Origin of the sequence: Planotetraspora silvatica (assembly GCF_016863315.1) — a bacterium.
GTDB lineage: Bacteria > Actinomycetota > Actinomycetes > Streptosporangiales > Streptosporangiaceae > Planotetraspora > Planotetraspora silvatica.
The window spans coordinates 222,664-248,425 of record NZ_BOOQ01000026.1 but is presented as its reverse complement, the minus strand read 5'-3'; the positions used below and the strand labels follow the sequence as shown (position 1 = coordinate 248,425).

Below are 25,762 nucleotides of genomic sequence, written 5' to 3'. Positions count from 1 at the left end.
CAGCCGTTTCGTCACCGTGGAGGACTCATGACACGACCCATAACGTTGTTCACCGGTCAGTGGGCCGACCTGCCCTTCGAGGAGGTCTGCCGGCTCGCCTCCGAATGGGGCTACGACGGCCTGGAGATCGCCTGCTGGGGCGACCACTTCGAGGTCGACCGGGCGCTGGCCGAGCCCGACTACGTCCCGCGCAAGCTGGAGACGCTGGACAAGCACAACCTGAAGGTATGGGCCGTCTCCAACCACCTCGTGGGACAGGCGGTCTGCGACAGCCCGATCGACGAGCGGCACAAGGGCATCGTGCCCGCCCGTATCTGGGGCTCCGGCGACCCCGAGGAGGTGCGCGCCAACGCCGCGGAGGAGATCAAGGACACCGCTCGCGCGGCGGCCCTGCTCGGCGTCGACACCGTGATCGGTTTCACCGGTTCGTCGATCTGGCACACCGTCGCCATGTTCCCGCCGGTGCCTCCGGGGATGATCGACGCGGGCTACCAGGACTTCGCCGACCGGTGGAACCCGATCCTGGACGTCTTCGACGAGGTGGGCGTGCGGTTCGCCCACGAGGTCCACCCCAGTGAGATCGCCTACGACTACCACACCACCGTCCGCACGCTGGAGGCCATCGGCCACCGGCCCGCGTTCGGGCTGAACTGGGACCCCTCCCACATGGTGTGGCAGCAGATCGACCCGGTGAACTTCATCCTCGACTTCGCCGACCGGATCTACCACGTCGACTGCAAGGACGCCAAGGTCCGCATCGGCGACGGCCGCCGCGGCCGGCTGTCCTCGCACCTGGCCTGGGCCGACCTGCGCCGGGGCTGGGACTTCGTCTCCACCGGACGCGGCGACGTGCCCTGGGAGGACTGCTTCCGGGCCCTCAACTCGATCGGCTACGACGGCCCCATCTCGATCGAGTGGGAGGACGCGGGCATGGACCGCCTCGCCGGCGCTCCCGAGGCCCTCGCCTACATCCGCACCCTGAACGCCATCACCCCGCCCGAGGCGGCCTTCGACGCCGCGTTCTCCAGCGAGTGATCAGTGAGAGATCAGTGAGAGATCAGTGAGTTGATCGGCGAGTTGATCAGGGAGTGACGGTCCGCGGGAGGGGTCGCGCCGCACGGCGCGACCCCTCCGACGTACACCGTACGGCGCACGTGTGCGACCTCTCGCCGAGGACCACACAACATTGGGGGACAAATGACCGACCCGGTGACATGTCCCTCATCGGCCGGAGGGGAGAATGGCTCTGTGCCGTCCCATCCCTTCCCTGTAGTGGCTCCCGGCTGGATGCGTGACAACGAGCAGCCCGTCCTCCTGACGGACGACCTGCTCCTGCGCTCCTGGCTTCCCCGCGACGCCCCCGCCGTGCTGGCGGCGTTCTCGGACCCGGCGATCCAGCGCTGGCACCGCCGCTCGATGACCTCCCTCGACCAGGCGACCGAGTGGATCGCCCAGTGGCCGGCGCGCTGGCAGGCCGAGACGGACGCCTGCTGGGCCGTCACCGACCCGGCCGTCGACGAGGTGCTGGGCCGCGTCTCCTTGCGTGACATCCATCTGGCGGAAGGGCTGGCCCAGGTCACCTACTGGATCCTGCCCGACGCGCGCGGGCGGGAGGTCGCCGCGCGGGCCGCGGCGGAGACGACGCGATGGGCGTTCGAGGATCTCGGGCTGCACCGGGTGGAACTGCACCATTCCACGTACAACACCGCGTCCTGCCTCGTGGCGGACAAGGCGGGGTTCGCCTACGAGGGCACGCTGCACAGCGCCCTCCTCCACGCGGACGGGTGGCACGACATGGAGGTCCACGCCCGGATCAACCAGGCAGGCCGGGCACGCCGCCCCTGACCGGGAAGCGCGGACGGGGCCCGCGGCGTTGTCGAAGGACATGGACGATCGCTTCGCGGATCCGCACGTCATCAGGCGACTGCTCAACGAGTCGAAGACATGGGTGTTCGTCGGGCTCGGTGACGACCCGGGCCGTACGGCCTACCAGCAGGCGAGACTGCTCCAGAACAGAGGCAAGCGGATCATCCCGGTCCATCCCGCCGCGAAGACCGTGCTGGGCGAGCAGGGATACGCGAGGCTGACCGACGTGCCGGCCCCCGTCGACGTCGTCGGGGTGTACAGGCGGGCCGAGTTCGCCGGGGAGTTCGTCGACGAGGCGATCGCGGTGGGCGCCGGCGCGGTATGGCTGCCGCTCGATGTCATCGACGAGGCCGCCGCGCAGCGCGCCCTCGACGCGGGGCTCGACGTGGTCATGGACCGCTGCCCCGGTGTCGAGTGGGCCCTGCGCCGCCAGGCCTGAGCCCTCTTCCGGCGGCCCGTCGCGGAATAAGCTTCCTGCGTGGCGATACGGATAGTCATAGCGGAGGACTCCTTTCTCGTGCGGGAGGGCGTGCGGCGCGTGCTCGACCTGCAGGACGACCTGGAGGTGGTGGGCACCGCCGCCGATCTGCCCCAACTGCTGGCGGCCGTGGGCGAGCACGCCCCCGATGTGGTGGTGACCGATATCCGGATGCCGCCGACCTCCACCGACGAGGGCATCCAGGCGGCCATCGGGTTCCAGGCGAGTCGTCCAGGCATGGGTGTCGTCGTGTTGTCGCAGTACGCCGAGCCCGCGTACGCCACGCCGCTGCTGGCCACGGGGAGCGCCGGGCGGGCGTATCTGCTCAAGGAGCGGGTCGGCGATCCGCAGGTGCTGATCCACGCGGTCCGCACGGTGGCGGCCGGAGGCTCGGTCATCGATCCGGCCGTCGTCGAGGCGCTGGTCACGGACTCGATCCGCGCGAAGACCTCCCCTCTCTCCGGGCTGACCGCCAGGGAGCGCGACGTGCTGGCCCAGATCGCGCAGGGCAGGAGCAACGCGGCCGTCGGGGCGGCGCTCTTCCTGACCGAGCGCGCCGTGGAGAAGCACATCAACGCGTTGTTCGCGAAGCTGGGCCTCGGCGCCGAACCCGACGTCAACCGCCGGGTGATGGCCGTCCTGCTGTATCTGTCCGCCCAAAAGGGTGGTGCTAGCACCCAGAAAATGTAGGGTCCGCAACCTTGGTCGTCTCTGCCCTTTCGGGCAGGCTGAAGCCATGACCGCTAAGGAGGCGTCGCACGTGGACGTGCTCATCGTCGACGACCAGGCACCGTTCCGTTCCGTCGCGCGCGCTCTCGTGCGTCTCCTGCCGGGGTGGCGCGTCGTCGGCGAGGCGGAGAGCGGCGAGGACGCCTACGACCAGGCGGCGCTCGCCCGGCCGACGATGATCCTCATGGACATCAACCTGCCCGGCATCAACGGGATCGAGGCCACGCGCAGGATTCTCGCGAGGGCCCCGGAAACCAAGATCGTCTTGGTGTCCACCTACGCCGCCGACGACCTGCCCCCTGACGCGGCGACCTGTGGGGCGCTCACCTACATCCGCAAGGACGACCTCACACCCGCGCTGCTGCGCGCTCTTCCCGTCTGAGCGCCAGCCGCGCCGCCTGCAGTCCCCCCATGCCGTGTACGGACGGTCCCGGCGGAGTGCTGGCCGAGCAGATGTAGAGGCCCTCGGCCGGCGTCGCCCACGGGTGCGTCCCGTAGACGGGCCTGCCCACGAACTGGCCGGCCTGGGCGGATCCGCCTCCGATGTCGCCGCCGACGAGGTTGGGATTGCGTCGTTCGAGCGCCGCCGGCCCCATCACGTGGCGGGCCAGCACGACGTCGTGGAACCCTGGGGCGAACCGTTCGATCTGGGCCTCGATCGCCGCGCTCATGTCGACGTCGGAGCCGTTCGGGACGTGACAGTAGGCCCACAGGACGTGGGACCCCTCCGGGGCCCGGCTCGGATCGGCCACGCTGGGCTGGACGGCCAGCACGTACGGCCGGTCCGGATGTCTCCCGCGCGCCACGTCGGCCTCGCTCCGGGCGATCTCCTCCATGGTGCCGCCCAGATGGACCGTACCCGCGGACGCGACCGAGGGGTCCCGCCACGGGACGGGGGCCGAGAGCGCCCAGTCCATCTTGAAGACGCCGGGACCGTACCGGAAACGCGTCAGACGCCGCAGGTAGGAGGCCGGAAGCCGGTCCCCCGCGACGGCGACGACCTGGCGCGGTGTGAGGTCGAGCAGGATCGATCGGGCGGGCGGCAACTCGTCCAGGCTCCGCACCGTGTGCCCCGTCACGACCTCGCCGCCGTGCTGGACGAGCCGGCCGACCAGCGCGTCCGCCAGCGCCTGGGAGCCTCCGCGCGCGACCGGCCAGCCCACCTGGTGGGCGAGGGCCGCCAGCAGCATGCCGTACCCGGAGGTGAGGGGGGCGCGCAGGTCGAGCATCGAGTGGGCCGCCATCCCCGCGAGCACGGCGCGCGCCTCCGGCGTGCGGAACGCCGACCGGGCCAGCCAGGTCAGCGGCAGGACGGCCGGCACTCCGAAACGGGCCGCACTGAAGGGCGCCTTCGGCGGCGAGAGCGGGGCGAGCAGCGTGTCGACGAGGGGGAACCCGGCCCGTGCGGCGGCCCCCACGGTGGCCCGCCACGCCGCCGCGTCCCGGCCGAACGACTCGGCCGTGCGCTCGGGATCGCGGTGCACCAGAGCGGCGGGCCGCCCGTCCAGCGGATGCGCGGCGGGCACCGGAGGGTGCGCCCACTCGACGCCGAGGTCGAGCCCGCGGAACGCGGGGGACGCCAGCGCCATCGCCAGGACGGTCGCGCAGACGTCGTGCCTGAACCCGGGAAGCGTCAGTTCCTCGGTGCGCAGTCCGCCTCCGCAGACGCCGGCCGCCTCGACCAGCAGCACCCGCCGGCCCGCGTCGGCCATCGTCACGGCGGCCATCAGCCCGTTCGGGCCGGAGCCGACCACGACCGCGTCGAACTCCGCATCAAACCCACTCATACCGATATTTCCCCGCTTATCGTGGTCCCCGTACCTGGGTCCGATTCGACGCGCAAGCGCCCGCCGATCGCGCCCAGGCGGTCGGTCATGTTGACGAACCCGTGGCCGTGCCCGCCCCCGGTGTCGAACCCCGCGCCGTCGTCGCTGACCGAGAACCTCAGCAGGTCGCCGTCCATGTGGATGCGCACCTCGATGGAGGCGTCCGGCCCGGCGTACTTGCCCGCGTTCTGGATCGCCTCCAGGCAGCAGAAGTAAACGGCGGCCTCGACCTGCTCGGAGAAACGGCGCGGCAGGTCCACGTCGACCTCGTACGGCAGGGCCACCCGCCGGGTGATCGACCGCAGGGCCTCCCCGAGGCCGTGGTCGCGCAGCAGGGGCGGATAGATGCCGTGCGCCAGCTCGCGGAAGGCCGCATTGGTGCTCTGCACGTCGGCCCGCAACTCCTCCAGCATCTCGGCGGCGATGGCCGGATCCTCCTTGAGAAGCTCGCCCGCCAGTCCCAGTTTTACCGAGAGCGCGACGAGATGTTGCTGGGCGCCGTCGTGCAGGTCGCGCTCGATGGCGCGGCGGGAGGCGTCGGCGGCGGTGACGATCCGCAATCGCGACGCCTGGAGTTCCTCATTGCGCTGGCGCAGCTCCTCCAGCGACGCCTGGAGCGCCGAGTCGAGACGCATGTTGTGCAGCGCGAGGCCGACCTGCCGGGCGAGCTCGATGAGCACGCGGTCGTCCTCGTCGGAGTACTCGACGCCGTCGGCCTGCCGCCGCACCACGAGCAGGCCGAGCAGGTCTCCGAGGTGTGCCGCGGGAGCGACCCGGATCGGGGCGTCCCTGTCCTCGATCAGGGACGGCAGCCAGACCGACAACCAGGCGGGCCCGCCGATGCGGGTCCGGCCGACGACCAGACGCTCCTTCGGGTCGAGCACCAGCGCGGCGTCGCCCCGTTCGGGAACGCTGACGGTCCGGTGCAGGACGCCTTCTGTGCCCACCCAGACCTCGGCTCCAGCGGGGCCGAGCGTGGCGCGCAGCGACTCCACCAGTTGCAGCAGCAACTCGTCGAACGGCACGGCGCGGCTCATCCGCGCCCCGAACGACGCCAGCGCCTCCTCCGGCGTCTGCCCGCGCCGTCCGAGCAGCCCCTCCCCGAACGACACCAGCCGGAACCGGAGCGGCAGTCCCAGCCCGACGGCGGTGAGGGACGCGACCACGCTTGCGAGCAGCACGGCGCGCTCCGGCTCCGTCGGCGACCTGGCCAGTCCGATGATCACGACCAGATAGACGGCCACCACCAGCATCGCCAGCCCGGCGATCACGATGGCCTCGACCAGCCCCCGCTCGGAGAACCGGGCGGTGAGGGACACCTGACCGAGGAGCACGCCGACCGGCATCAGGGCCATCGTGGCGAGCGCCCAGGTGAGCAGATCGTCCGGAGTCCCGAGCAGGAGATACGTCGCGACCAGCACGGAGTCGGCGGCCACCGTCACCACCGCGGCCGCCGCGACCCACTGGAGTGTGCGACGCCGTCCGGCGGGAGCCCGGGGGCAGCGCAACAGGACCGCGATGAGTGCGAGGGCCGAAGCCGCCGCCGCCACCACGACGACGCCCCCGGCCGGCGGCGTCGTCGCCCCCGTGACCATCACCACGCTCCAGGCCGTGGCGGCGGCGAAGACCCCCGCCGCGAACGCCCGGCGCGTCCACGACCCGAGCACGCCGTCGGGCAGGCCGAGCCCGCAGGCGAACCAGGCGGCCACGGCGAGGGGCGTGCAGGCCGGCCAGACCGTCGCCACCCCCTGCGCGATCGCGACCAGCAGGGCGGCACGCGCCAGTGCCCTGCGATCGGCGGCCACCGCACCGGCGGCGACGATCAGCCAGGCTGCGGCGACGACGACGGAGGCTACGACCATGACTTCACCCTGACTCCTTCATACCTACTCCGTCCGGAGAACGTGGCCGATGCGGAGCCCGGCGGCGATGCGGCCCGGCCACGCGGCGAGCAGGTTGGCGAGCAACAACGCGACCGGCGCGATCAGCAGCAACGCCCAGAACGCGACCGGCACGAGGTAGTCGAGCGGCATGAAGTCCGCGACCACCCGCCAGACCGTCCGGCCCACCGCCACCCCGAGGGGGACGCCGACCGCGAGCCCGATCAGCGCGAGAAGCGTGGCCTGGACCACCACCGACCATCGTGCCTGCCTCCTGGTCATGCCGAGCGCCCGCAACACCGCCACCTCGTGGCGCCGCCGCCGTACGGCGGTGGCCAGGGCATGCCCCACCGCGCCCAGCGCGAGCAGCGCGAGGAAGCCCGCCAGCACGATGGGCAGCTGCTCGACGTCGCGGATCTGCTGCATCTCCAGGAGCGGAGGAGACTCGCTGAACGGGGCGCCTCCGGTCGCGGCGGCCAGACGAGCGGCGACGGCCTTCGGGTCCGCGTCAGGACGGAGCGAAACCAGCACCAGATGAAACTTGAACGGGAAGTAGGCCTTCTCGAAGAGCCGGTCGTAGCCGGCGGGAGTCGCCCACGCCCCGTCGCTGTAGTTGTTGTGAGACCCCACCGGCACGAAGGCGATCCCGGTCACCTTCATCGTCACCGGCTCTCCTCCGCTCTCCAGTCGCACCTCGCCGCCGACCTCCGCGTGCAGGCGTTGCGCGCTGAGCGGGGCCAGCGCGATCTCGTCGGCGCTGGAGGGCAGGCTTCCCTCCAGCATGACCACGGGGAACGGACCGCCCTGTGGGGCGTAGGTGTAGGTGGTGACCGAGGCCGGGACCGATTCCGCGACCGATTCCGCGACCGCGATCCTGGCGTCGTTGACGGACGCGACTCCCGGATCCTTGGCGATCGCGGGAAGCACCTCCTTGACCGACGCGAAGTCGTCGCCGTTGAAGCCCGCCCAGGTACTCAGTTCGAAGGTCTGGCCGAACCGCTCCGGATGGCCCGCCGCGTCGCTCACGCCGGCCGAGAACGTGAACGCGGCCAGCACCCCGAGCACCCCGGCGACGGCCCCGAGCAGCGCGGGCCGCACCGCAACGGCGCTCCGCCCGCGTCCAGGCTCCAGAGCGAACCTGGCACCGACCACCATGGGAACCGGCAATCCCAGCCGTGCCGCCGCGAGCGCGACGGCCGAGCGGCGCGCAGACCCCGCGCCACGCCGCACGACCAGCGCGACCGCCGCCGAGCCTGCCGCTCCGGCCAGCACCAGGACGGGAGCCAGCACCCAGCCGGCCCCCAGGATCAGCCAGTCCACGTCGAACCCGGGAGCGGACTCGTGCAGGGCCGCCGCACCGATCGGCATCCACACCGAGGCGACCGCCGCGCCCACCACCCCCAGCGTCGCCCCCGCCAGCGCGGCGAGGAGCGGCCCGGCTGAAGCCACCACGACGCCCTGTCGGGAGGTCAGCCCCACGGCGCGCAGCACCTGCAGGTCGGCCACGGTGGCGGTGGCATAACGTGCCACCGACTGGCCGATCAGCACGATCGCGGCAGCCAGCGCGGCCAGGCCGAAGGCCGACAGCGACGCGGCCTCGAAGGCGTCCACCCTCCGTCGGGTGTCCTGGAACTTGGACTCCAGATCCCACACGTCGATGTCGTTGCGCTTCGAAGCCCGTGCGAGACCTTCCTGGAAGGCGTGCAGCGCGGTGATGCCGCCCTTCAGACGCACGAGGGCGTTGATGGTCCCGTTCGGGCCGACGAAGTTGTCCGGGTACCGAGCGAAGAGCGCGGGCGTCGGGAGCAGGCCTGGCGTCTGCCCGACGTCCTCCGTGTACCACGGCGAAAGGATCACCCCGACGATCCTCACCTTGACTGCGGGGCCGGCGAGCGGTTCGGCGCCGGCCGGGTCGAAGTCGTCGCGGCTCGCCTGCGCGACCGACATCAGCCGCAGGGTCAGGTCGTCTCCGACATCACGGTGGTAGACGACCGGGAAGCGTGGGCTGACCACGACCTCGTCGATCCGCGCCGGGTCGGGCAGCCGCCCTTCCAGAACGACGGGCCGTTCGATGGTCCGCAGGACATCATCGTCGGCGGGAGGGAACGTGGACGGGTTCTCACTCATGGGGATGCCGTCGACTCCGAAGCCCGACACCGGAAACGTCGTCAGCGTCTCGACCTCGGGCAGTGCCCGGATCGCCCCCCAGTCGAAGTCCGGCTGATTGGGCAGGACAGCGATGGTGGCGGGCAGGGTCCCCACCTGAAGCCGGTCGATCGCGGTGACTGCGCGGCGGGCGCCCGCGAAGGCGGCCAGGACCGTCGCGGTGGCGAAGGCCACGAGGAGGGCGAGCATCAGTAGCGGCCGCCAGCGGCGACGCAGTTCCAACCGGAGCCATGTGGCGATCATGACTATTCCGTCCGGAGAACGTGGCCGATGCGGAGCCCGGCGGCGATGCGGCCCGGCCACGCGGCGAGCAGGTTCGCGAGCAGCAACGCGACCGGCGCGATCAGCAACAACGCCCAGAAGGCGACCGGCACCAGGTAGTCGAGCGGCATGAAGTCCGCGACCAGCCGCCAGACCGTACGGCCCATCGCCACACCCAGCGGCACGCCGACGGCGAGTCCCACCAGCGTGAGCAGGGTGGCCTGGGTGACCACCGCCCAGCGCGCCTGCGGACGGGTCATGCCCAGCGCGCGCAACACGGCCACCTCATGACGGCGCCGCCGTACGGCGGTGGCCAGGGCATGGCCGACCGCGCCCACGGCGAGCACCGCGAGAAACCCCGCCAGCACGATGGGCAGCGCCTGCACGTCACGGATCTTCCGCAGTTCCGGTAGCGGCTCGGGTGGGGCGAACCCGGGGCCCATGGCCGACAACCGGGCGGCGACGGCCTTCGGGTCCGCGCCTGGCCGCAGTGTCACGTGGGCGAGGTGGAACTTGAACTTATAGCTCGCACCCGCGAAGAGCCGGTCGTACCCGGCGGAAGTGGCCCACGCGCCGTCGCTGTAGTTGTTGTGGGGGCCCGCCGGCACGAAGCCGATCCCCGTCACCGTCATCGTCACCGGCGAGCCTCCACTCGCCAGCCGAACCCGTCCGCCGACCTCCGCCCCCATCCTGTCCGCGCTGCCCGGGGCGAGCACGATCTCTCCGGCGCCGGCGGGCAGCCGTCCCTCGAACATGACCACCGGGAACGGCCCTCCCATGGGGGCATAGGTGTAGGTGGTCACCGAGGTGGGATTCACGGTCCCGACGGATTCCGCGACCGCAATCCGGGAGTCGTTGACCGACGCCACCTGCGGATCCGCAGCGATCGCGGGAAGCAGGTCCTTGACCGGCCCCATGTCCTCACCGTTGAAGCCGAGATAGCTCTCCAACTGGTGGGTCTGGCCGAACCGCTCCGGATTGGTGGCAGCGTCGTGCACACCGGCGGAGAACGTGAACGCGGCCAGCACCCCGAGGACTCCGGCAACGGCCCCGAACAGCGCGGGCCGCACCGGCACGGCGCTGCGCCCGCGGCCGGGCTCCAGTGCCAGGCGGGCGCCGACCACCATCGGCACCGGAAGGCCCAGACGGGCAGCGGTGAGTGCCACCACCGACCGGCGCGGTGACCCCTCGCCGTGCCGCACGACCAGGGCGAACGCGGCCGCGCTCCCGGCCCCCACCACCACGAGGAGGGGCACGAGCACCCACCCGGCCACCAGGACCAGCCAGTCCACGTCGAAGCCGGGAGCAGGCTCTTGCAGCGACGCCGCTCCGATGGGCGTCCACAACGAGGCGACGGCCGCCCCCGCGACACCAAGGGTGGCGCCTGCCAGGGAGGCCAGGAAGGGCGCCGCAGACGCCAGCACGACGCCCTGGCGGGTGGCCAGCCCGACGGCGCGCAGCACGTGCAGGTCGGCCGCGGTGGCCGCGGCGTACCGCGCCACCGACTGGCCGACCAGCACGATCGCCGCGGCAAGGGCCGCCAGGCCGAAGGCCGCCAGAGAGATCGCCTCGAAGTGGTTCAGCTGCCGGCGCGGTTCGTGGAACTTGACGTCGATGTCCCAGACGTCGATGTCGTTGCGGCCGGACGCCGCCGCCAGACCCGCGCGGAAGCTCTCCACGTCGTCGGCACCGCCCTTCAGACGCACCAGGGCGTTGACGAAGCTGGACTGCCCGATGAGGTTGTCGCGGTACCGGGTGACGAGCGCGGACGACGGGAGCACGCCTCCCGGGCTTCCGACGTCCTCCGCGAACCACGGGGTCCTGATCACGCCGACGATCCTGGCCTTGACCGTGGGACCGGCGAACGGCTCACCTGTGGCCGGGTCGAAGTCCTCGCGGTCGATCTGCTCCGGCGACGGGAGCCGCAGGGTCACCTGGTCGCCGACCTTCCGGTGGTAGGACGCGAGGAAGCCCGGGGCGACGACGACCTCGTCGACACGCGACTGGTCGGGGAGCCGTCCTTCCATGACGACGGGCCGCTCGATGGTGCGCAGCAACTGGTCGTCGACCGGGGGGAACGCGTCCACATGGTCGGTCCAGGGGATGTCGTCGACCCCGAAGCCCGACACGGGGAACAACGTGAGCGCCTCGACCTGCGGCAGAGTGCGGATCTTCTCCCAGTCGAAGCCCGGCTGGTTGGGCAGGACGGCGACGGTGGCGGGCAGGGTCGGTGCCAGGAGCCGGTCGACCGCGGTCTCACCGCGACGGGCGCCCGCGAAGGCGGTCAGCACCGTCGTGGTGGCGAAGGCCACGAGCAGGGCGAGCACCACCAGGGGCCGCCAGCGCCTGCGCAGTTCGATGCGCAGCCACGTGGAGATCGTCGTCATGGCACGTCCACCCTGCCGTCGCGCAGTCGTACGGCCCTGCCCGCGCCCGCCGCCACGTCCGGTGAGTGCGTGACCATGATGATCGTCTGGCCGTCGTCGTGAAGCCGGCGGAACAGCTCGAGGACCTCCATCCCGCCTTCGCTGTCGAGCGCCCCGGTCGGCTCGTCCGCGAGCAGGAGTGTCGGCTCGTTCACCAGGGCACGGGCGATGGCCAGCCGCTGGCGCTGCCCTCCCGACAACACCGCGGGCACCTGGTGGGTGCGGTCGCCGAGCCCGAGCAGGTCGAGCAGGTCACGCGCCCGGGTCTCGGCGGCCCGCCGTTTCATGCCGCCCAGGACTCCCGGCATGACGAGGTTGTCCAGCGCCGAGACGCCGTCGAGCAGGTTGAAGAACTGGAAGACGAAGCCGATGTGGTGGCGCCGGAAGCGGGCGAGCCAGTCCTCGTCGCGGCCGTCGACCCGCTCGCCGGCGACCTCGATCGTGCCCTCGTCCACCGTGTCCAGCCCGGCGATGACGTTGAGGAGGGTGGACTTGCCGCACCCTGACGGGCCCGTGACGGCGATGAACTCGCCCTCGTTCACGGACAGGTCGACACCCCGGAGGGCGCGGACGGGGGCGAGCTCCGCGGCGAAGGTCCGCCTGGCCCCCTTCATCTCAACAGCGGTGGGCATGTTCAGTTCACCACCAGGTGATAGGCGTTGACGGGAGTGCTGCGGCCCTTGACCGGGCGCGCGCCCAGGGACTTCCACGGCCAGGCGTCGCCGCCCGCGCGGACGGTCGTCTCGGCGGCGACCGTCCCCGCGGGGCGGGCCAGGTCCTGCATCCGCTGGGCGAGGTTGACGGTGTCGCCGACGAGCGTGTACTCCACCCGCTCGTCGCTGCCGAGCAGCGCCGCCGCCACCTCCCCTGTGGACAGCCCGATGCCGAGCCAGAAGGGAGCCAGGTCCTGCGCCGCCCACACGGCGTCCAGCTCGGCCTGCCGTACGTGCATGTCACAGGCCGCCCGGATGGCGCTGCGCGCATGGTCGGGCGACGGGTCGGGCGCGCCGAAGACGGCCATCACGGCGTCACCGACGTACTGCATCACGGTCCCGCCGGCGTCGAGGATCGCCCCGTTCATCGCCCTGCGATGGGCGTTGAGCTGTCCCGCGAGGACGGCCGGGTCGGTGCTCTCCGCGATGCCCGAGTAACCGCGCACGTCGGACATGAGGACGGTGACGTTCAGGCGCTCGGTCCGATCGACCGCCCCGCGGTCCCTGCGGAGCTTGTCCGCCAGGCCGCTCGGCAGGAGCCGGGACAACGTCTCGCCCTGCTCCTCACGGCGCAGGATCGCGGTGTGCAGCATGCGCAGCCGGCGTAGCGCGCTCTGCCGTCCCTTGCTCGCGCCGTCGGCGAGGTCGAGGAAGAGCTGCTCGATCGCGGCGTTCACCGCCTCCGGCGTGTCTCCACTGGCCAGGGCGATCGCCTTGACCGGTCTCCCCTCGGCGACCTGGCGGAGCAGGCTCTCCTTCGCCTCGGACAGCGCGCCCTCGTCGCGGGCGGGGTCCATGAGCTCTCGCACGATCATCGGGTCGATCAGGGATCCACCGGTGGCGACCGCGCGGATCGCCCGGCCGAGCAGCCCGGCGTCCGACACCCGGTCCTTGAGGAGGTAGGCGTAGCCCGCCGCGCCGTCCCCCAGCAGCCGGACGGCGTACTCGGGGTCGTCGTACTGGCTGAGCACGACCGTGCCGGTTCCCGGCAACCGCCTGCGCACCTCGCGCGCGGCCTCGATGCCCTCGTCCTGGAAGGTGGGCGGCATCCGGATGTCGGTGACGATGACTTGCGGGCGCAGCCGTACCGCGGCCGCGACCAGTTCGTCGTAGTCGGCCGCGAGCCCCACGACCTCGAGGGCGGGGTCGCGGGCGAGCAGAGCGCGCACCCCTTCGCGGACGATGAGGTTGTCGTCCGCGAGCACCAGCGTGATCCGATCCACGAGCCGATTAGATATCGGCCGCATCCCCACCAGAAAGGGTGCTGGGACGACGGATAGGGGATGCTGGCACCCCCGCACGGTGGCAGGGTGACGCCCTCGTATGCGGCGACCGCGATTCCTACCGTCGAGACCATGCACGTCACATCGCACATCACGTCCGTTTCCTGGATCCCGTCCGAGGCCGTCAAGGGCTACACCAAGCCGGCCTTCACGATGGGCATCGCCCACTACGACGAGCCGCCCCCCGACTCGATCGACGACCTGGCCGCCCTGCGCGCGGCCGACGCGTTCCGCTTCGCCCATCGGCTGGAGGCCTGGGCCGAGTTCGACGGCGGCGCGCTCGTGGACCACGGCGTCGACGGCGGCCTGATCATGGGGTCGACCACCGTACGGCTCGGCCCGCTCGGCGTGACCTTCGCCGCCTTCTCACTGCCGGACCTGCGCGCCGAACCCGAGATCGGGGACGGGTGGATCCGCTTCACCCAGACCGTCGGAGGCCGCACCGCGATGCCGCTCCCCCGGCGGAGCTCCCGCCCGCCGTACATGCGGCTGCAGTCCCCGTTCGTGTGGACCACGCTGTCGCTGACGCTCCACGCCGACGGCCGGGCCGAGGGCGCGCTGAACGGCGCGAGCCCGTTCCCCCGGCACTGGGTCTACGACGCCGACGACACGCTCGCCATGAAGGCCGGCCTCACCGACTACAAGACGTGGGCGGGCCAGGAGGGAACCGAGAGCACACCATGGGGTGACGAGGACTCGCCGGTCCTGGTCACCGCTGCGGAGACCGCCCTGGAGCGCGAGATGTCGGCGCTCATCATGCGGGGCGGCCGCAAGCCCGTGATCCGGACGCTCGAGGCCGGGTCCGTGCTGGTCCGCCAGGGCGAGCCGGGGTCGTCGCTGTTCCTGCTCCTCGACGGGGTCCTCACCGTCGACGTGGACGGCAAGGCGCTGCCCGAGTTGGGCCCCGGGGCCATCCTGGGCGAGCGCGCGGTGCTCGAAGGCGGCCTCCGTACGGCCACGCTGACCGCGACCACACCCGTCCGGGTCGCCGAGGCCTCCCCCGACGCCGTCGACCGCACCGCCCTGGCCCGCCTCGCGCAAGGCCATCGCCGAGAGGACTCGCTCGCGTGAGACTCGCCCTGCTCGGCGTGCGGGGCTCGACGCCCGCGCCCGGTCCGGAGTTCGTCCGGTACGGCGGGCACACCAGTTGCGTCGCCGTCCTGCCCGACGACTCCGACGTCCCCCGGCTGGTGCTCGACGCGGGCACCGGTCTGCGGGGGCTGGGCCGGCTGCTCGGCGGGACGCCGTTCCGCGGCTCGATCATGCTCACCCATCTCCATTGGGACCATCTGCAGGGCCTGCCCTTCTGCCCCCCGATCGACCGGCCGGACGCCCGCGTCGACCTCTACCTGCCCTGTGACGGCGATCCGCGGAGGCTTCTCGCCCGGGTCATGTCGCCGCCGCACTTTCCGATCGACCCCGGAGGGCTCCGCGGCGACTGGCGGTTCCTCAGGTCGGGCGACGGCCCGGTCGAGGGGCACACCGTCGAGGGGTACACCGTGCGGGTCGCCGAGATCGCGCACAAGGGAGGGCTGACCCACGGGATCCGGATCGAAGGCGACGGCGTCTCCGTGGCCTACCTGCCCGACCACTGTCCCCAGATCGAGTCGGCGGCCGCCGAGAAACTCGCGTCGGGAGTCGACCTCCTGCTCCACGACGGCCAGTACCTGGCCGCCGAGCAGGCGACCGCCGACGCGTACGGCCATGCCACCGTCGGCGACGCGGTCGCCTTCGCGCAGCGCTGTGGGGCACGGCGGCTCGTCCTGACCCACCACGCGCCGGGCCGTACGGACGAGGACCTGGACGCTCTGGGGGCCACCGGCGTGGAGCTCGCCCGGCAGGGCGACGTCATCTCCGCCGGAACGCCGTGACGCGGACACCCCCCTGGGTTCGGAGAACGGATCGTGGTCGAATGGAACGGTGAAGGTTCGGATCGGAATATCGGCGACCACGCGCGCCGACCGCTTCGCCGAGACGGTCGACCTGGCGGAGGCTCTCGGAGTCGACTCCCTGTGGTTGTCCGAGATCGTCCTCGGCTCGTCGGTCGAGCCGGTGGTCGGCATGGGCTACGCGCTGGCCAGGACGACGCGGCTGAAGGTCGGCACGGGTGTCGCGATCCTGCCCGGCCGCCACCCGGTGCTGGTCGCCAAACAACTCGTCTCGCTGGCCGCCCTCGCCCCCAAGAGAGTGCTGCCCGCCTTCGGGCTGACACCCGCCCGTCCCCGAGAGCGGGCCTTCTTCCCCGTACCCGGCGACTCGCGCGGCGCGGTCTTCGACGAGTCGATGGAGTTGCTGCGGCTGCTGCTCAGGCAGGAGCGGGTGACCTTCAAGGGCGAGTTCCACACCGTCGAGGACGTGGGCGTCGGCCCGCTCCCGGCGCGACCGCTCGACATCTGGCTCGGCGGAAGCGGCCCCCGGGCACTGCGCCGGGTCGGCCGCTTCGGCGACGGCTGGCTGGCCAGTTTCGTCACCCCGGAGGAGGCGGGCACGGCGCGGGCGTCCATCCGGGCGCACGCCGCCGAGGCGGGCCGCGAGATCGAGGAGGACCACTTCGGGGTCAGCTTCGCCGTCGCGACGCAGGGCGTCTCCGAGGACCTGGCCGCCGCCGTGCTGCGTCGCCGTCCCGACGCCGATCTCGCGGCGTTCGTTCCCGAAGGCTGGCAGGCCGCCCGCGACCTGATCGAGCGGTACGTGGCTCAGGGCATCACCAAGTTCGTCGTACGGCCGGCCGGACCCGCGCCCTCGATGGAGGAGTTCGTGCACGACTTCGCGCGCGAACTCAAGCCCATGGAGACCTGATCCCGGGCCCGCGGAAAACCGGATGCCGGGCCGCTGAGCCGTACCTGACAATCGAGCAATGCGTCACTGGCCCCTGTTCGGTCTCCGTCTGACCACGCCTCGCCTCGAGTTGCGACTGCCCTCGCTCGATGATCTGGACGCGCTGGCGGACCGCGCCCTCGAAGGCGTGCACGAGCCTGGTTTCATGCCGTTCCTCGTTCCCTGGACCGCGGCGCCCGCGGACCGGCTGCCGGTGGCCACGATCCAGCACCACCTCGAGGTCCTGGCCTCCTGGCGGCCGGAGCACTGGCGGGCGAACTTCATCGTCGTGCACGACGGCCAGGTCATCGGCTCCCAGACCTTGGCCGGGCTCGACTTCGCGAACAGCCGTGAGGTCTCCTCCGGCTCCTGGCTGGGGCTCGCCTGGCACGGGAGGGGCCTCGGCACCGAGATGCGCGCCGCCGTCCTGCACCTCGCCTTCGAAGGGCTGGGCGCGGAGTCCGCCACCTCCTCCGCCTTTGTGGACAACCCCGCCTCACTCGCGGTCTCCCGCAAGCTGGGCTACCGGGAGGACGGGATCAACACCCGGGTGGTCCAGGGAAAGCGGCGCATCGACCAACGACTGCGCCTGCAGCGGGGAGACTTCACGAGCCCGGTCCCCGTGGAGATCCACGGCCTCGACGGCTGCCGCGACCAGTTCGGCCTCTGAACGGATTCTCTCTGGACGAGAGTCCGGGACCGAAGGTTACGATGCGCCGATGTCGGACACCTCGAAACGCGACAGACGATTACAGCGGTACTGGGATCGGCAGGCGGCCACTTACGACCGGCAACTGGCTTTCGTGGAGCGGCGTTTCTTCTCCGACACCCGCGGATGGCTGTGCGCGCAGGCGGTGGGCGACACGCTCGAGGTCGCGATCGGCACCGGCCTGAACCTCGCGCACTACTCCGGCGACGTCCGCCTGACCGGTGTGGAGTGGAGCCCGTCCATGCTCGCCGTGGCCCGGGATCGAGCGCGCGACCTCGGCCGGCCGGTCGATCTCAAGCAAGGGGACGCCCGGGACCTCGACTTTCCCGACGGGCGCTTCGACACCGTCGTCTGCACGTTCGCGCTGTGCGGGATCTCCGATGAGGGGGCGGCGCTCATCGAGATGGCGCGGGTGCTGCGGCCGGGTGGCCTCCTGCTCCTCGCCGACCACGTGGAATCGTCGGCATGGCCGATTCGCGCGCTGCAGGTCCTGGCCGACGCCTTCAGCGTCCCGCTGTACGGCGAGCACTACCGCCGCCGTCCCCTGCGACGGGTCCGCGCCCTGGGATTCACGGTGGAATCACACGAGCGCTTCACGTACGGACTCGTCGAGCGCCTGTCAGCCCGCAAGCCCACAGCAGGCTGACCGTCATCAGGACGCCGAAGGGCGGGCTGTCGTGGAGGCGACCTGAGCCTTACTGATGCGGATGTTTCGCTCCACCGAATCGGGTAGGTGGCTGGGCGACGAAGGGAGAGAACATGACACCGGATCTTTGGTCGTATCCCAACGGCGTGTACGACACCGGACAAACGGCGGACGTCGTGGGCTACGACGTCGAAGCCACCGACGGCAAGATCGGGTCGGTCGACGACGCGACCTACGAGGTCGGCCAGAGCTACCTCATCGTCGACACCGGTCCCTGGATCTTCGGCAAGAAGGTCATGCTGCCCGCGAGCGTGGTCACGCAGATCGACCCCGGAGAGCGGAAGATCTTCGTGGGCCGGACCAAGCAGGAGATCAAGAACGCTCCCGAGTTCGACGAGTCGGCCTTCAAGGAGTCGGCTTACCGGAACACCCTCGGCGAGTACTACGGGCGCTTCCCCTACTGGGGCGCTCCGTAAGCTCGATCGATCTCCATGAGAAGCACGAGAACCATGAGAGGGGGCCGCACCCATCGGGTGCGGCCCCTTCTCACACGTCAGGACCGGAGACGGCCGGTCATGGCCAGGTGATGTCCGGCGAGGGCGAGGTGGGTGCGATGACGCGGAGCCGTTCGAGCAGGGACAGGAACGTCGACGCGTACGGCGAAGGCGCCACGACCGACGCGACCCGGTCCCAGTCGACCTGTTCCCGCATGGCGCGGACCACGGGCAGCAACGCGCCGTAGTCGCAACTGTGCTCGGAGAGCGGGAGGATCCAGGAGATCACCAGGTCGGTGGCCTCCAGAACCGGCAGGCTGATGGCGGCTGTGTTGATCATCTCCGCGCGGGCGATCATGGCCTCGGTCACCGGCCTGTCGGCTATCGAGAAGATCATGTCGACCAGCACGCCGTCCTCGTCGAACGCCTTGACCAGCCAGTCCTCCGGAGGCCTCGCCGTACGGAAGCCGAGGTTCTCCAAGGTCTTGAACGCGAGCGGGACGTCCTCCTCGAGCAAAGCGAAGTCGACGTCGTGCAACGACGGCGCGGCGCCGCGCGCGTAACCCGCGCAACCGCCCGCGAGGGCGAACCGCACGCCCGCTTCCTTGAGGCCGGAACCGGCGCGCTTGAGCGTTTCGAGGATCGCATCGGTGACAGCGTGACCGTGACTACTCACTCACGTCGCTTGCCCCGGTATGTTCGTCGCAAACAATCCCGGGTAGGGCGCGTCGCATGACCGACACCCTCCGAGAAATTCAGCGCGCCCACGGCCGCTCGGTGAAGGCCGCCGATGGATGATCCGGCGGAACCGCTGACGAATCCCGAGGAGAATCCCGAGGAGAATCCGAAGGAACGGCTGGACCGTGAGCTCATCGAGCTCCTACAGGGCCTGAGGGTCGCGGCGACCGGGGTCCAGGTGCTGTTCGCCTTCCTCCTGACGCTGCCCTTCTCGGCCGGCTTCAACAAGATCGATGAGGCGGGTCACTGGTTGTTCCTCGTCGCCGTCATCACCGCCGCGCTCGCCTCCATCTGCCTGATCGCGCCGGCCACCCAGCATCGGATCCTGTTCCGGTCGGGGCTGAAGGCTCTGCTGCTGCGGCGCGCCAACCGGCTGGGCGTGGTGGGCGGCATCGCACTGGCGATCTCCATGGTGTGCTCGACGAGCCTGGTCGTGGACACCCTGACCGGCCTGTGGCCCGCGATGGTCATCGCCGCGGCGATCGCCGCTCTGAGCGCCTGGCTGTGGTTCGTCCAGCCCCTTGTCTCGCTTCTGCGCGCACGCGACGAGGAGCGGGACCAGAGCCGGGACCAGGGCCAGAGCCGGGACCAGTAGCGGAACACCGTAGAGCGTGCTCCTCGTTCGAGGGGAAATACCCGAATGCGAATCGAAGGGGTCACGTGCCCGGCCCGTTTAAAGCAAACGTCTACCAATCGGCGTTCGCCGGTAAAAACAAGGACACTCGCAACCTGCGGATGTTATGAGGTCATTTGTCAGGGCAGTGGAGGGCCATGGCTACACTGCTCTGGCTCATCGCCGTCGTACTCGTGATCGCCGGGATCTACGTCATCCTGGCCCGTCGGGACATCCTCTGGGGGATCGTCCTCATCGTCCTCGGGTTCCTCGTCGGCCCCGGAGGCGTCAGCATCTTCAATCCATAGAAATCACCCCCTGGACCACGGACTAACGGCGGCCGGCGGCAGCCGGCCGCCGTCCTACTCGGCCTCCACGGGGAACCATGGAAAACATGGCGGGAAGACATGAGGCCGCCCGGTCGAATATCCCGGACGGCCTTTCGCATTCCCTTTCGTGCGACCTCCGTACGGCCTGCGCGTGCCGGACGGGTCAGTGCACGCCCTCGCCGTCGAGGCAGTAGACGACGTAGGAGTGCCCGATGACGGGCAACGCGACGTTGCGCACGCGGATCCCGCCCGGCGTCATCCCCTTCTCCGTCCCCAGGTGCGCGTGACCGTGGACGATGAGGTCGGCCCCCTCGGCGTCGGCCGCCTCGGCGAGCAGATAGCTGCCGAGGAACGGATAGATCTCCGGCGGCTCGCCCGCGAGCGTGTCCTTGACCGGCGAGTAGTGGCTGAGCACCACCCTGTGGTCGGCGTCCAGGTTCTTGAGTACGTGGCGCCACCGCTCGGCGATGTCCTTGGTGTGCCGTACGAACGCCTTGGTCTCCGGCTCGCCGAACTCGCTGGCGCACTTGCCGGCGAATCCGCCGCCGAAGCCCTTGCCTCCGGCGACGCCGAGCCGGGTCCCGTCGAGGGGGATCACCACCGCGTCGTCGTCGAGCACGATGATCCCCGCGTCGCGCAGCATCGCGGCGATCTCGCGGTCGGCGTCGGAATGGTAGTCGTGGTTGCCGAGGACCGCGACCACGGGAATGGGCAGGTCGCCGAGCTCGTCGGCGACGACCTGACCCTCCTCGATCGTGCCGTGCCTGGTCAGGTCGCCCCCCACGAGGAGGACTTCGGCCCGGTGCTCGATCCCCTCGAGCTTCTTGCGGTAGTGGCCCCGGATGTCCTCGCCGAGGTGGATGTCCGCCACCGCGGCGATGCGCAGCGCTCTCACAGGTGCTCCTCCTCCCCCGGGTCGCTTACCTCCAGGAGTTGGACCTCGTTGTGGACCGTCAGGCCCGGAGCCGCCTCGCGGGCGACGTCCTCGATGCCGTGCCTGCGCTCTTCGCAGGAAACCTGACCACGAAGGAACACCTGATCCCCGCGTACGTCCACACGGATGCCCAGCTCATTGGTGCGTTCGTCCTCCGCGAGAGCCCGCTGGATCCGGGCCGCCACGTACTGCGGCGTCTCCATGACTTCCCCCTCACCCTGTACGGCTATCGCTGCCCGACCTATACCGCATAAAACGCAGCGGTTTGAGATGCAATTACGGGGATATGGACAGTCCAGACCTCGGTACCTAAGACGCAGGTACCTCCGTGGCACGAACATGCCTGCCGGAGGAGCGTTCTTGGGAATGGGTCACGCGTCTTCTTCGCATCTCGGTGAGACTCCACTCCCGATCCGGCGACTTCACGATCGTTTCGGCCACGTCGTGCACAACCCCACCGGCCCGGCCACCGGGCACCCTCACCTGGGCTCCGTGATCCCCGAGCCAGGTGCTCGACACCGCCCCTCACGGAGGAACCCCTGTGAAGATCGCCATGATCTCGGAACACGCCAGCCCCCTCGCCGTTCCCGGCGCGGTGGACGCCGGTGGACAGAACGTCCATGTCGGCGCCCTCGCGCGCGAGATCGCCGGCCTCGGCCATGAGGTCACCGTCTACACGCGCAAGGACCGCGAGGACGCCCCCGACACCGTCGAGATCGGGCCGGGACTGAGCGTGGTGCACGTGCCGGCCGGACCGGCCGCCCCGATCTCCAAGGACGAGATCCTGCCCTGGATCCCCGACTTCGGCGCGTGGCTGCGCGACCGATGGGTCTTCGACCGGCCGGACGTGGTGCACAGCCATTTCTGGATGAGCGGCGTCGCCGCGCTGGAGGCGGCCGAGCAGGTGCGCGTCCCGGTCGTCCACACCTACCACGCCCTCGGCAGCGTCAAGCGGCGCCACCAGGGCTCCGCGGACGCGAGCCCGCGCGACCGGATCAAGGCCGAGGCCTCGATCGGCCGGCGTGCGGACGCGATCATCGCGACCTGCCACGACGAGGTCGACGAGCTGATCCGCATGCGTGTACCCCGCAGGTCCACCCGGGTGGTGCCCTGCGGCGTCGACACCGCCGCCTTCAACCACCACGTCACACCGCGCGAACGGCCCAGCCGTCCGCGGCTGTTGTCCGTGGGCAGGCTCGTGCGGCGCAAGGGCGTGGAGACGAGCATCGAGGCACTGCGCCGCCTGCCGGACGTCGAACTGGTCGTCGCGGGCGGTCCCGCGGCCTCCGAACTGCATCGCGACGCGGAGGTCACCCGCCTGCGATGGATCGCCGCCCAGGCCGGAGTCGGCGACCGGGTGCGGTTCATCGGCCGCATCGGCAGGTCCGAACTGCCCTCCCTCATGCGCTCGGCCGCGGCGCTCGTCTCGGTCCCCTGGTACGAGCCGTTCGGCATGGTCGCGCTTGAAGGGATGGCGTGCGGCGTCCCCGTGGTCGCCTCCGCCGTCGGCGGTCAGAAGGAGACCGTGGTCAACGGTGTGACCGGCCTCCTCGTCCCGCCGCGCCACCCGCGGGCGCTCGCGAAGGCCCTGCGGACCCTCCTCGACGACCCCGTGCGTCGTACGGCGTACGGCATCGCCGGGGCCGACCGGGCCAAGGTCAGGTACGGCTGGGGCCGCATCGCCTCGGAGACGCTCGCCGTCTACGACGAGGTGCTGTCCGCCCGGAGGAGGGGGAGCGAGGGCGCGGTGGTCATCGGAGCAGGTCCTGCGCCTGTTCGAGGACGTCGTCAACGGTGACGCCCGCGACCCACGAGGCCGATCTGTGCCCGCAGCCGAGGGAGCCCACGCTCCCTCCGTCGCAGGCCGGGCACTGGATCGTCCAGGAGATCAGCGGCCGGTGCATGCCCCTGCTCAGCGGTCCCCGGCTGATCAGATCGCCGCACCAGTAGACGCCGACCGTCGGCGTGCCGGTGGCGGCGGCGAGATGACGGGGCCCGCTCTCGTTGGAGACGACGAGGTCACAGGCCGCGTAGAGCGCGGCGAGCCCGCCGACGGAGAGTTCGTCGATCACGACGTGCCCGGGGCGCTTCATCGCGGCCGCCACCCGTTCGACGACGTCCCGTTCCGATTCCGTGCCGGTCACGACCACGGGCCGTCCCAGGCGGTCGGCGACCTCGGCGAAACACTCGGGAGGCCAGCGACGCCTCGGGTCCGGCGCGCCGGGATGGATCGCCACGAGTCCCTTCGGCAGTCTGCCCAGCCGCCGGTTGAGCTCCGACCAGTCCTCCCTGATGACGGACAGGTGCGGCTCGACGTCCGCGGTCCCCGCGCCGACAAGCCCGGCGACCTCCAGGGATCGGAGGGTCTCGTGCTGGTGGTCGATGTAGGGGATCCATCTGTCGAGACGCTCGGCGTCGGGCGCGCACAGGCCGGCGGTGAGCCGCGCGCCCAGCCGCCGTACGAACGGGTTGCAGTCGCGGCCGCCGCCGTGCATCTGCACCACGACGTCGAATCGGCGCGAGCGCAGATCGTCATAGACCTCGTCGGGAACGGCGCCGCCGCCGACGGAGGAGGACACGCCGGAGATGGGCGGCAGGGGCACCACGTCGTGCACGGGACCGGGACGGTTCCGCAGGAAGCGCGTGTGCCAGTCGCGTCCGAGCAGGGTGATCGCGGCGGCGGGATAGGCCCTCTTCAGGGCATCGAGGGCAGGCAGCGCGATCAGCAGGTCGGCCAGGACACCGGCCGGCAACACCGCGATCCGTTCGACACCCTCGACAAGCAGACCCGTCATGAGTCCCGGCTACCCCTTGACCTCATGGGCAAACGTCCGGCCGTGACGCTCAGCTGTCGCGCCGTGACGCGGCGACGCCGTGCGTGACTCGTTTCTTCTCGGGTAGAGGGCGCCCATGCCCCGGCCGCCCGCGGGCGGCCGAGCCCCGGCGGCGGACCTGAATCGAGAGGATGACGAGGTGAGCCTCAGCGACAAGGTCGTCGTGGTCACAGGAGCCAGCGGTGGTGTGGGCCGCGCGATCGTCCGGCAGCTCGGCGGCCAGGGGGCGATCGTCGCGTTGATCGCCCGTGGCGAGGCCGGCCTGGCCGGCGCCGCCGTGGACGTCGGCGTCGGAGGCGGCACCGCGAAGGTCTTCACCGCCGACGTGGCCGACTACGAGCAGGTACGGCAGGCCGCCCAGCGGATCGAGACCGAACTCGGCCCGATCGACGTGTGGATCAACGTCGCCTTCACGACGGTGTTCGCGCCGTTCATGGAGATCAGCCCGGAGGAGTTCGAACGCGTCACCCAGGTGACCTACCTGGGCTACGTGTGGGGGACGCGCGCGGCCCTCGAGGTGATGCGACCGCGGGACAGCGGCGTCATCGTGCAGGCCGGCTCGGCGCTGGCCTACCGCGCCATCCCACTCCAGTCGGCGTACTGCGGAGCCAAGCACGCGATCAAGGGCTTCACCGAGTCGGTCAGGACCGAACTCCTCGCCGCAGGGTCCAGCGTGAAGATCACGATGGTGCAGCTACCGGCCCTGAACACCCCACAGTTCGACTGGGGGCTGACCCGGTTGCGCAGGCACCCCCAGCCGGTGCCGCCGATCTATCAGCCGGAGGTCGCCGCCCAGGCGGTGCTGTTCGCCGCCGATCATCCGGAACGCAGGGAGTTCTGGGTCGGCGCCACGACGGCGGCCACGATCATGGCCGAGCGGGTCGCTCCCGGCCTGCTCGACCGCTACCTCGGCCGGACCGGGGTGAAGGCCCAGCAGGTGGAGGGCAAGGCGCCCGGTGAGGTGTCGAACCTCTGGGAGCCGGCGGACGACGACGAGGACTACGGCGCGCACGGCGGCTTCGACGACCGCTCGCACCCGCGCAGTGTCCAGGTGTGGCTGTCGCAACATCGCGGCGCGGTGACCGCCGCGGCCACCGGGCTCGCCGCGGCGGTGCTCGTGGGCCTGCGCCGCCGCCGGTGACGGAGACACCCGCCGAACTCGCGGGACGGGGGACTTGAACCCGCCGTCGCGGGAGGTCCTAGCGTTGCGAACGTGATCGGGAAAGACGACGTGGGACGTCGCTGGAGCATCGGCGAGGTGGCGCGGGCGAGCGGGACGACCGTGCGAGCCCTGCGCCACTACGACGAGATCGGCCTGCTGAGCCCGAGTGAACGCACCGCGTCCGGGCACCGCCGCTACACCGAGTTCGACGTGCGCCGGCTGTACCAGGTCCGGGCGTTGCGGAGCCTCGGCGTCTCCCTGGAGGAGATCGCGAGCGTCCTCGCGGATTCCACGGGCGGCCTGGAGGCGATGCGCGATCTGCTCGCGGAGCAGCTCCGCGGGCTGGAGGTCCACGCCGCGCAGGTCCAGCAGCTCACCGAGCAGCTTCGCGGGCTGCTCGGTCAGATCGACCACGCGTCGATGCCCGATCCGGACCAGTTCCTCACGACCCTGGAGATGATCTCTGTGTTCGAGACGTATTTCACGACGGAGCAACGCGAGCAACTGGCACGGCGCAGGGCCGAACTCGGCTCGGAGACCATCGAGGCGGCCAAGACCGAGTGGGCGGAACTCGTCGAGGAACTCCTGCGGCACGTGGAGGAGGACACTCCCGTCGAGGACCCGCGGGTGCGGTCCCTCGTCGCCCGCTGGGACGCGCTGGGAAGCCGCTTCCACGCCGGCGACGGCGAGCAGACCAGGGCGGCGGCCCAGCGCATGTGGAACGACAACAGCGAGGAGATCGGGCGGAGCCTGCCCTGGCCCGCCGACCGGATGCGTGACCTGGTCCGGTATCTGGAGCGGGTCCGGCAGGCCGGTTGACCTGCCGCGGTCTCAGGGACGGGAACAGCCCGCCGCGAT

26 protein-coding genes are annotated in these 25,762 nt (G+C 71.0%); 16 read left to right on the top strand and 10 right to left on the bottom strand.

What is annotated here, in order from left to right; genetic code table 11:
• Positions 1–27: 27 nt before the first annotated feature.
• The 5 genes from Psi02_RS20405 (at position 28) to Psi02_RS20385 (ending at position 3,455) form a co-directional block, all read left to right on the top strand.
• Entirely contained in the window at positions 28–1,035 is a 1,008-nt protein-coding gene (locus Psi02_RS20405) for a sugar phosphate isomerase/epimerase family protein (protein WP_203976430.1), read from the top strand.
• Between the two features lie 213 nt (positions 1,036–1,248).
• A complete protein-coding gene (locus Psi02_RS20400; RefSeq protein ID WP_239095021.1) occupies positions 1,249–1,845 on the top strand; it encodes a GNAT family N-acetyltransferase in 597 nt (198 codons plus the stop codon).
• Positions 1,846–1,885: 40 nt separating this feature from the next.
• Positions 1,886–2,305 (top strand): CoA-binding protein, encoded by a 420-nt coding sequence (locus tag Psi02_RS20395; RefSeq protein WP_203976428.1) that lies wholly within the window; start codon positions 1,886–1,888, stop codon positions 2,303–2,305.
• 39 nt (positions 2,306–2,344) lie between these two features.
• On the top strand, positions 2,345–3,034 hold the full coding sequence (locus tag Psi02_RS20390) for a response regulator transcription factor (protein WP_308442250.1): 690 nt from the start codon (positions 2,345–2,347) through the stop codon (positions 3,032–3,034).
• 46 nt (positions 3,035–3,080) lie between these two features.
• Complete coding sequence (locus Psi02_RS20385) at positions 3,081–3,455, top strand: response regulator (RefSeq protein ID WP_203976426.1); 375 nt, start codon at positions 3,081–3,083, stop codon at positions 3,453–3,455.
• On the opposite strand, the gene Psi02_RS20380 is transcribed toward Psi02_RS20385, so the two are convergent.
• The 6 genes from Psi02_RS20380 to Psi02_RS20355 are packed head-to-tail and all read right to left on the bottom strand — an operon-like array spanning position 3,421 to position 13,568.
• Positions 3,421–4,860 (bottom strand): phytoene desaturase family protein, encoded by a 1,440-nt coding sequence (locus Psi02_RS20380; protein WP_203976425.1) that lies wholly within the window; start codon positions 4,858–4,860, stop codon positions 3,421–3,423. The two genes, Psi02_RS20385 and Psi02_RS20380, sit on opposite strands and share 35 nt — an antisense overlap.
• Entirely contained in the window at positions 4,857–6,761 is a 1,905-nt protein-coding gene (locus Psi02_RS20375; protein WP_203976423.1) for a sensor histidine kinase, read from the bottom strand. The genes Psi02_RS20380 and Psi02_RS20375 overlap by 4 nt, the downstream gene beginning before the upstream one ends.
• Before the next feature lie 24 nt (positions 6,762–6,785).
• Positions 6,786–9,188: an ABC transporter permease gene (locus tag Psi02_RS20370; protein ID WP_203976421.1), complete on the bottom strand. Its 2,403-nt coding sequence runs from the start codon at positions 9,186–9,188 to the stop codon at positions 6,786–6,788.
• A 2-nt stretch (positions 9,189–9,190) separates the two neighbouring features.
• A complete protein-coding gene (locus Psi02_RS20365) occupies positions 9,191–11,593 on the bottom strand; it encodes an ABC transporter permease (RefSeq protein ID WP_203976419.1) in 2,403 nt (800 codons plus the stop codon).
• On the bottom strand, positions 11,590–12,264 hold the full coding sequence (locus tag Psi02_RS20360; protein WP_203976417.1) for an ABC transporter ATP-binding protein: 675 nt from the start codon (positions 12,262–12,264) through the stop codon (positions 11,590–11,592). Before Psi02_RS20360 ends, Psi02_RS20365 begins: the two co-directional genes overlap by 4 nt.
• Positions 12,265–12,266: 2 nt before the next feature.
• Complete coding sequence (locus tag Psi02_RS20355) at positions 12,267–13,568, bottom strand: adenylate/guanylate cyclase domain-containing protein (RefSeq protein WP_203976415.1); 1,302 nt, start codon at positions 13,566–13,568, stop codon at positions 12,267–12,269.
• 132 nt (positions 13,569–13,700) lie between these two features.
• Between Psi02_RS20355 and Psi02_RS20350 the strand changes: the two genes are divergently transcribed.
• The 6 genes from Psi02_RS20350 (at position 13,701) to Psi02_RS20325 (ending at position 18,276) form a co-directional block, all read left to right on the top strand.
• Positions 13,701–14,699 (top strand): cyclic nucleotide-binding domain-containing protein, encoded by a 999-nt coding sequence (locus Psi02_RS20350; RefSeq protein ID WP_203976413.1) that lies wholly within the window; start codon positions 13,701–13,703, stop codon positions 14,697–14,699.
• Positions 14,696–15,499, top strand: a complete 804-nt coding sequence (locus Psi02_RS20345; protein WP_203976411.1) for an MBL fold metallo-hydrolase — start codon at positions 14,696–14,698, stop codon at positions 15,497–15,499. Before Psi02_RS20350 ends, Psi02_RS20345 begins: the two co-directional genes overlap by 4 nt.
• Before the next feature lie 49 nt (positions 15,500–15,548).
• Positions 15,549–16,427 (top strand): TIGR03854 family LLM class F420-dependent oxidoreductase, encoded by an 879-nt coding sequence (locus Psi02_RS20340; protein WP_203976409.1) that lies wholly within the window; start codon positions 15,549–15,551, stop codon positions 16,425–16,427.
• 58 nt (positions 16,428–16,485) lie between these two features.
• Entirely contained in the window at positions 16,486–17,115 is a 630-nt protein-coding gene (locus Psi02_RS20335; RefSeq protein WP_203976407.1) for a GNAT family N-acetyltransferase, read from the top strand.
• 49 nt (positions 17,116–17,164) lie between these two features.
• Positions 17,165–17,800, top strand: coding sequence for a class I SAM-dependent methyltransferase (locus Psi02_RS20330; protein ID WP_203976405.1), 636 nt, complete (start codon positions 17,165–17,167; stop codon positions 17,798–17,800).
• Between the two features lie 113 nt (positions 17,801–17,913).
• On the top strand, positions 17,914–18,276 hold the full coding sequence (locus Psi02_RS20325; RefSeq protein ID WP_203976403.1) for a PRC-barrel domain-containing protein: 363 nt from the start codon (positions 17,914–17,916) through the stop codon (positions 18,274–18,276).
• A gap of 97 nt (positions 18,277–18,373) precedes the next feature.
• Here the strand turns inward: Psi02_RS20325 and Psi02_RS20320 are convergent, their stop codons facing one another.
• Complete coding sequence (locus Psi02_RS20320; protein WP_203976401.1) at positions 18,374–18,970, bottom strand: nucleotidyltransferase family protein; 597 nt, start codon at positions 18,968–18,970, stop codon at positions 18,374–18,376.
• A gap of 114 nt (positions 18,971–19,084) precedes the next feature.
• Between Psi02_RS20320 and Psi02_RS20315 the strand changes: the two genes are divergently transcribed.
• Together Psi02_RS20315 and Psi02_RS20310 are read left to right on the top strand one after the other, a co-directional pair.
• Positions 19,085–19,627, top strand: a complete 543-nt coding sequence (locus tag Psi02_RS20315) for a DUF6328 family protein (protein ID WP_203976399.1) — start codon at positions 19,085–19,087, stop codon at positions 19,625–19,627.
• A 176-nt stretch (positions 19,628–19,803) separates the two neighbouring features.
• Positions 19,804–19,953 carry a GPGG-motif small membrane protein gene (locus Psi02_RS20310; protein ID WP_203885462.1) on the top strand — a complete coding sequence of 50 codons (150 nt, stop codon included), beginning with the start codon at positions 19,804–19,806 and terminating at the stop codon, positions 19,951–19,953.
• 184 nt (positions 19,954–20,137) lie between these two features.
• On the opposite strand, the gene Psi02_RS20305 is transcribed toward Psi02_RS20310, so the two are convergent.
• Both Psi02_RS20305 and Psi02_RS20300 read right to left on the bottom strand, forming a co-directional pair.
• Positions 20,138–20,869: a metallophosphoesterase family protein gene (locus Psi02_RS20305; protein ID WP_203976398.1), complete on the bottom strand. Its 732-nt coding sequence runs from the start codon at positions 20,867–20,869 to the stop codon at positions 20,138–20,140.
• Positions 20,866–21,111 carry a BON domain-containing protein gene (locus Psi02_RS20300; protein WP_203955537.1) on the bottom strand — a complete coding sequence of 82 codons (246 nt, stop codon included), beginning with the start codon at positions 21,109–21,111 and terminating at the stop codon, positions 20,866–20,868. The genes Psi02_RS20305 and Psi02_RS20300 overlap by 4 nt, the downstream gene beginning before the upstream one ends.
• Positions 21,112–21,449: 338 nt before the next feature.
• Between Psi02_RS20300 and Psi02_RS20295 the strand changes: the two genes are divergently transcribed.
• Positions 21,450–22,706 carry a glycosyltransferase gene (locus tag Psi02_RS20295; RefSeq protein WP_203976396.1) on the top strand — a complete coding sequence of 419 codons (1,257 nt, stop codon included), beginning with the start codon at positions 21,450–21,452 and terminating at the stop codon, positions 22,704–22,706.
• Here Psi02_RS20295 and Psi02_RS20290 read toward each other — a convergent pair.
• Entirely contained in the window at positions 22,660–23,703 is a 1,044-nt protein-coding gene (locus Psi02_RS20290; protein WP_203976394.1) for a glycosyltransferase family 9 protein, read from the bottom strand. The two genes, Psi02_RS20295 and Psi02_RS20290, sit on opposite strands and share 47 nt — an antisense overlap.
• 178 nt (positions 23,704–23,881) lie before the next feature.
• Here Psi02_RS20290 and Psi02_RS20285 point away from each other — a divergent pair, with 178 nt between their 5' ends.
• Both Psi02_RS20285 and Psi02_RS20280 read left to right on the top strand, forming a co-directional pair.
• Complete coding sequence (locus Psi02_RS20285) at positions 23,882–24,883, top strand: SDR family oxidoreductase (protein ID WP_239095020.1); 1,002 nt, start codon at positions 23,882–23,884, stop codon at positions 24,881–24,883.
• Between the two features lie 72 nt (positions 24,884–24,955).
• Positions 24,956–25,723: a MerR family transcriptional regulator gene (locus tag Psi02_RS20280; RefSeq protein ID WP_203976390.1), complete on the top strand. Its 768-nt coding sequence runs from the start codon at positions 24,956–24,958 to the stop codon at positions 25,721–25,723.
• Positions 25,724–25,762 lie beyond the last annotated feature (39 nt).

Bases quoted from the DNA above. Each gene is read 5' to 3' on its own strand.
- Psi02_RS20365 (WP_203976419.1), bottom strand. From the start codon at position 11,593: ATGACGACGATCTCCACGTGGCTGCGCATCGAACTGCGCAGGCGCTGG.
- Psi02_RS20330 (WP_203976405.1), top strand. From the start codon at position 17,165: ATGTCGGACACCTCGAAACGCGACAGACGATTACAGCGGTACTGGGAT.
- Psi02_RS20360 (WP_203976417.1), bottom strand. From the start codon at position 12,264: ATGCCCACCGCTGTTGAGATGAAGGGGGCCAGGCGGACCTTCGCCGCG.
- Psi02_RS20300 (WP_203955537.1), bottom strand. From the start codon at position 21,111: ATGGAGACGCCGCAGTACGTGGCGGCCCGGATCCAGCGGGCTCTCGCG.
- Psi02_RS20385 (WP_203976426.1), top strand. From the start codon at position 3,081: ATGACCGCTAAGGAGGCGTCGCACGTGGACGTGCTCATCGTCGACGAC.
- Psi02_RS20325 (WP_203976403.1), top strand. From the start codon at position 17,914: ATGACACCGGATCTTTGGTCGTATCCCAACGGCGTGTACGACACCGGA.
- Psi02_RS20395 (WP_203976428.1), top strand. From the start codon at position 1,886: ATGGACGATCGCTTCGCGGATCCGCACGTCATCAGGCGACTGCTCAAC.
- Psi02_RS20310 (WP_203885462.1), top strand. From the start codon at position 19,804: ATGGCTACACTGCTCTGGCTCATCGCCGTCGTACTCGTGATCGCCGGG.
- Psi02_RS20290 (WP_203976394.1), bottom strand. From the start codon at position 23,703: ATGACGGGTCTGCTTGTCGAGGGTGTCGAACGGATCGCGGTGTTGCCG.
- Psi02_RS20405 (WP_203976430.1), top strand. From the start codon at position 28: ATGACACGACCCATAACGTTGTTCACCGGTCAGTGGGCCGACCTGCCC.
- Psi02_RS20370 (WP_203976421.1), bottom strand. From the start codon at position 9,188: ATGATCGCCACATGGCTCCGGTTGGAACTGCGTCGCCGCTGGCGGCCG.
- Psi02_RS20375 (WP_203976423.1), bottom strand. From the start codon at position 6,761: ATGGTCGTAGCCTCCGTCGTCGTCGCCGCAGCCTGGCTGATCGTCGCC.
- Psi02_RS20335 (WP_203976407.1), top strand. From the start codon at position 16,486: ATGCGTCACTGGCCCCTGTTCGGTCTCCGTCTGACCACGCCTCGCCTC.
- Psi02_RS20315 (WP_203976399.1), top strand. From the start codon at position 19,085: ATGGATGATCCGGCGGAACCGCTGACGAATCCCGAGGAGAATCCCGAG.
- Psi02_RS20350 (WP_203976413.1), top strand. From the start codon at position 13,701: ATGCACGTCACATCGCACATCACGTCCGTTTCCTGGATCCCGTCCGAG.
- Psi02_RS20380 (WP_203976425.1), bottom strand. From the start codon at position 4,860: ATGAGTGGGTTTGATGCGGAGTTCGACGCGGTCGTGGTCGGCTCCGGC.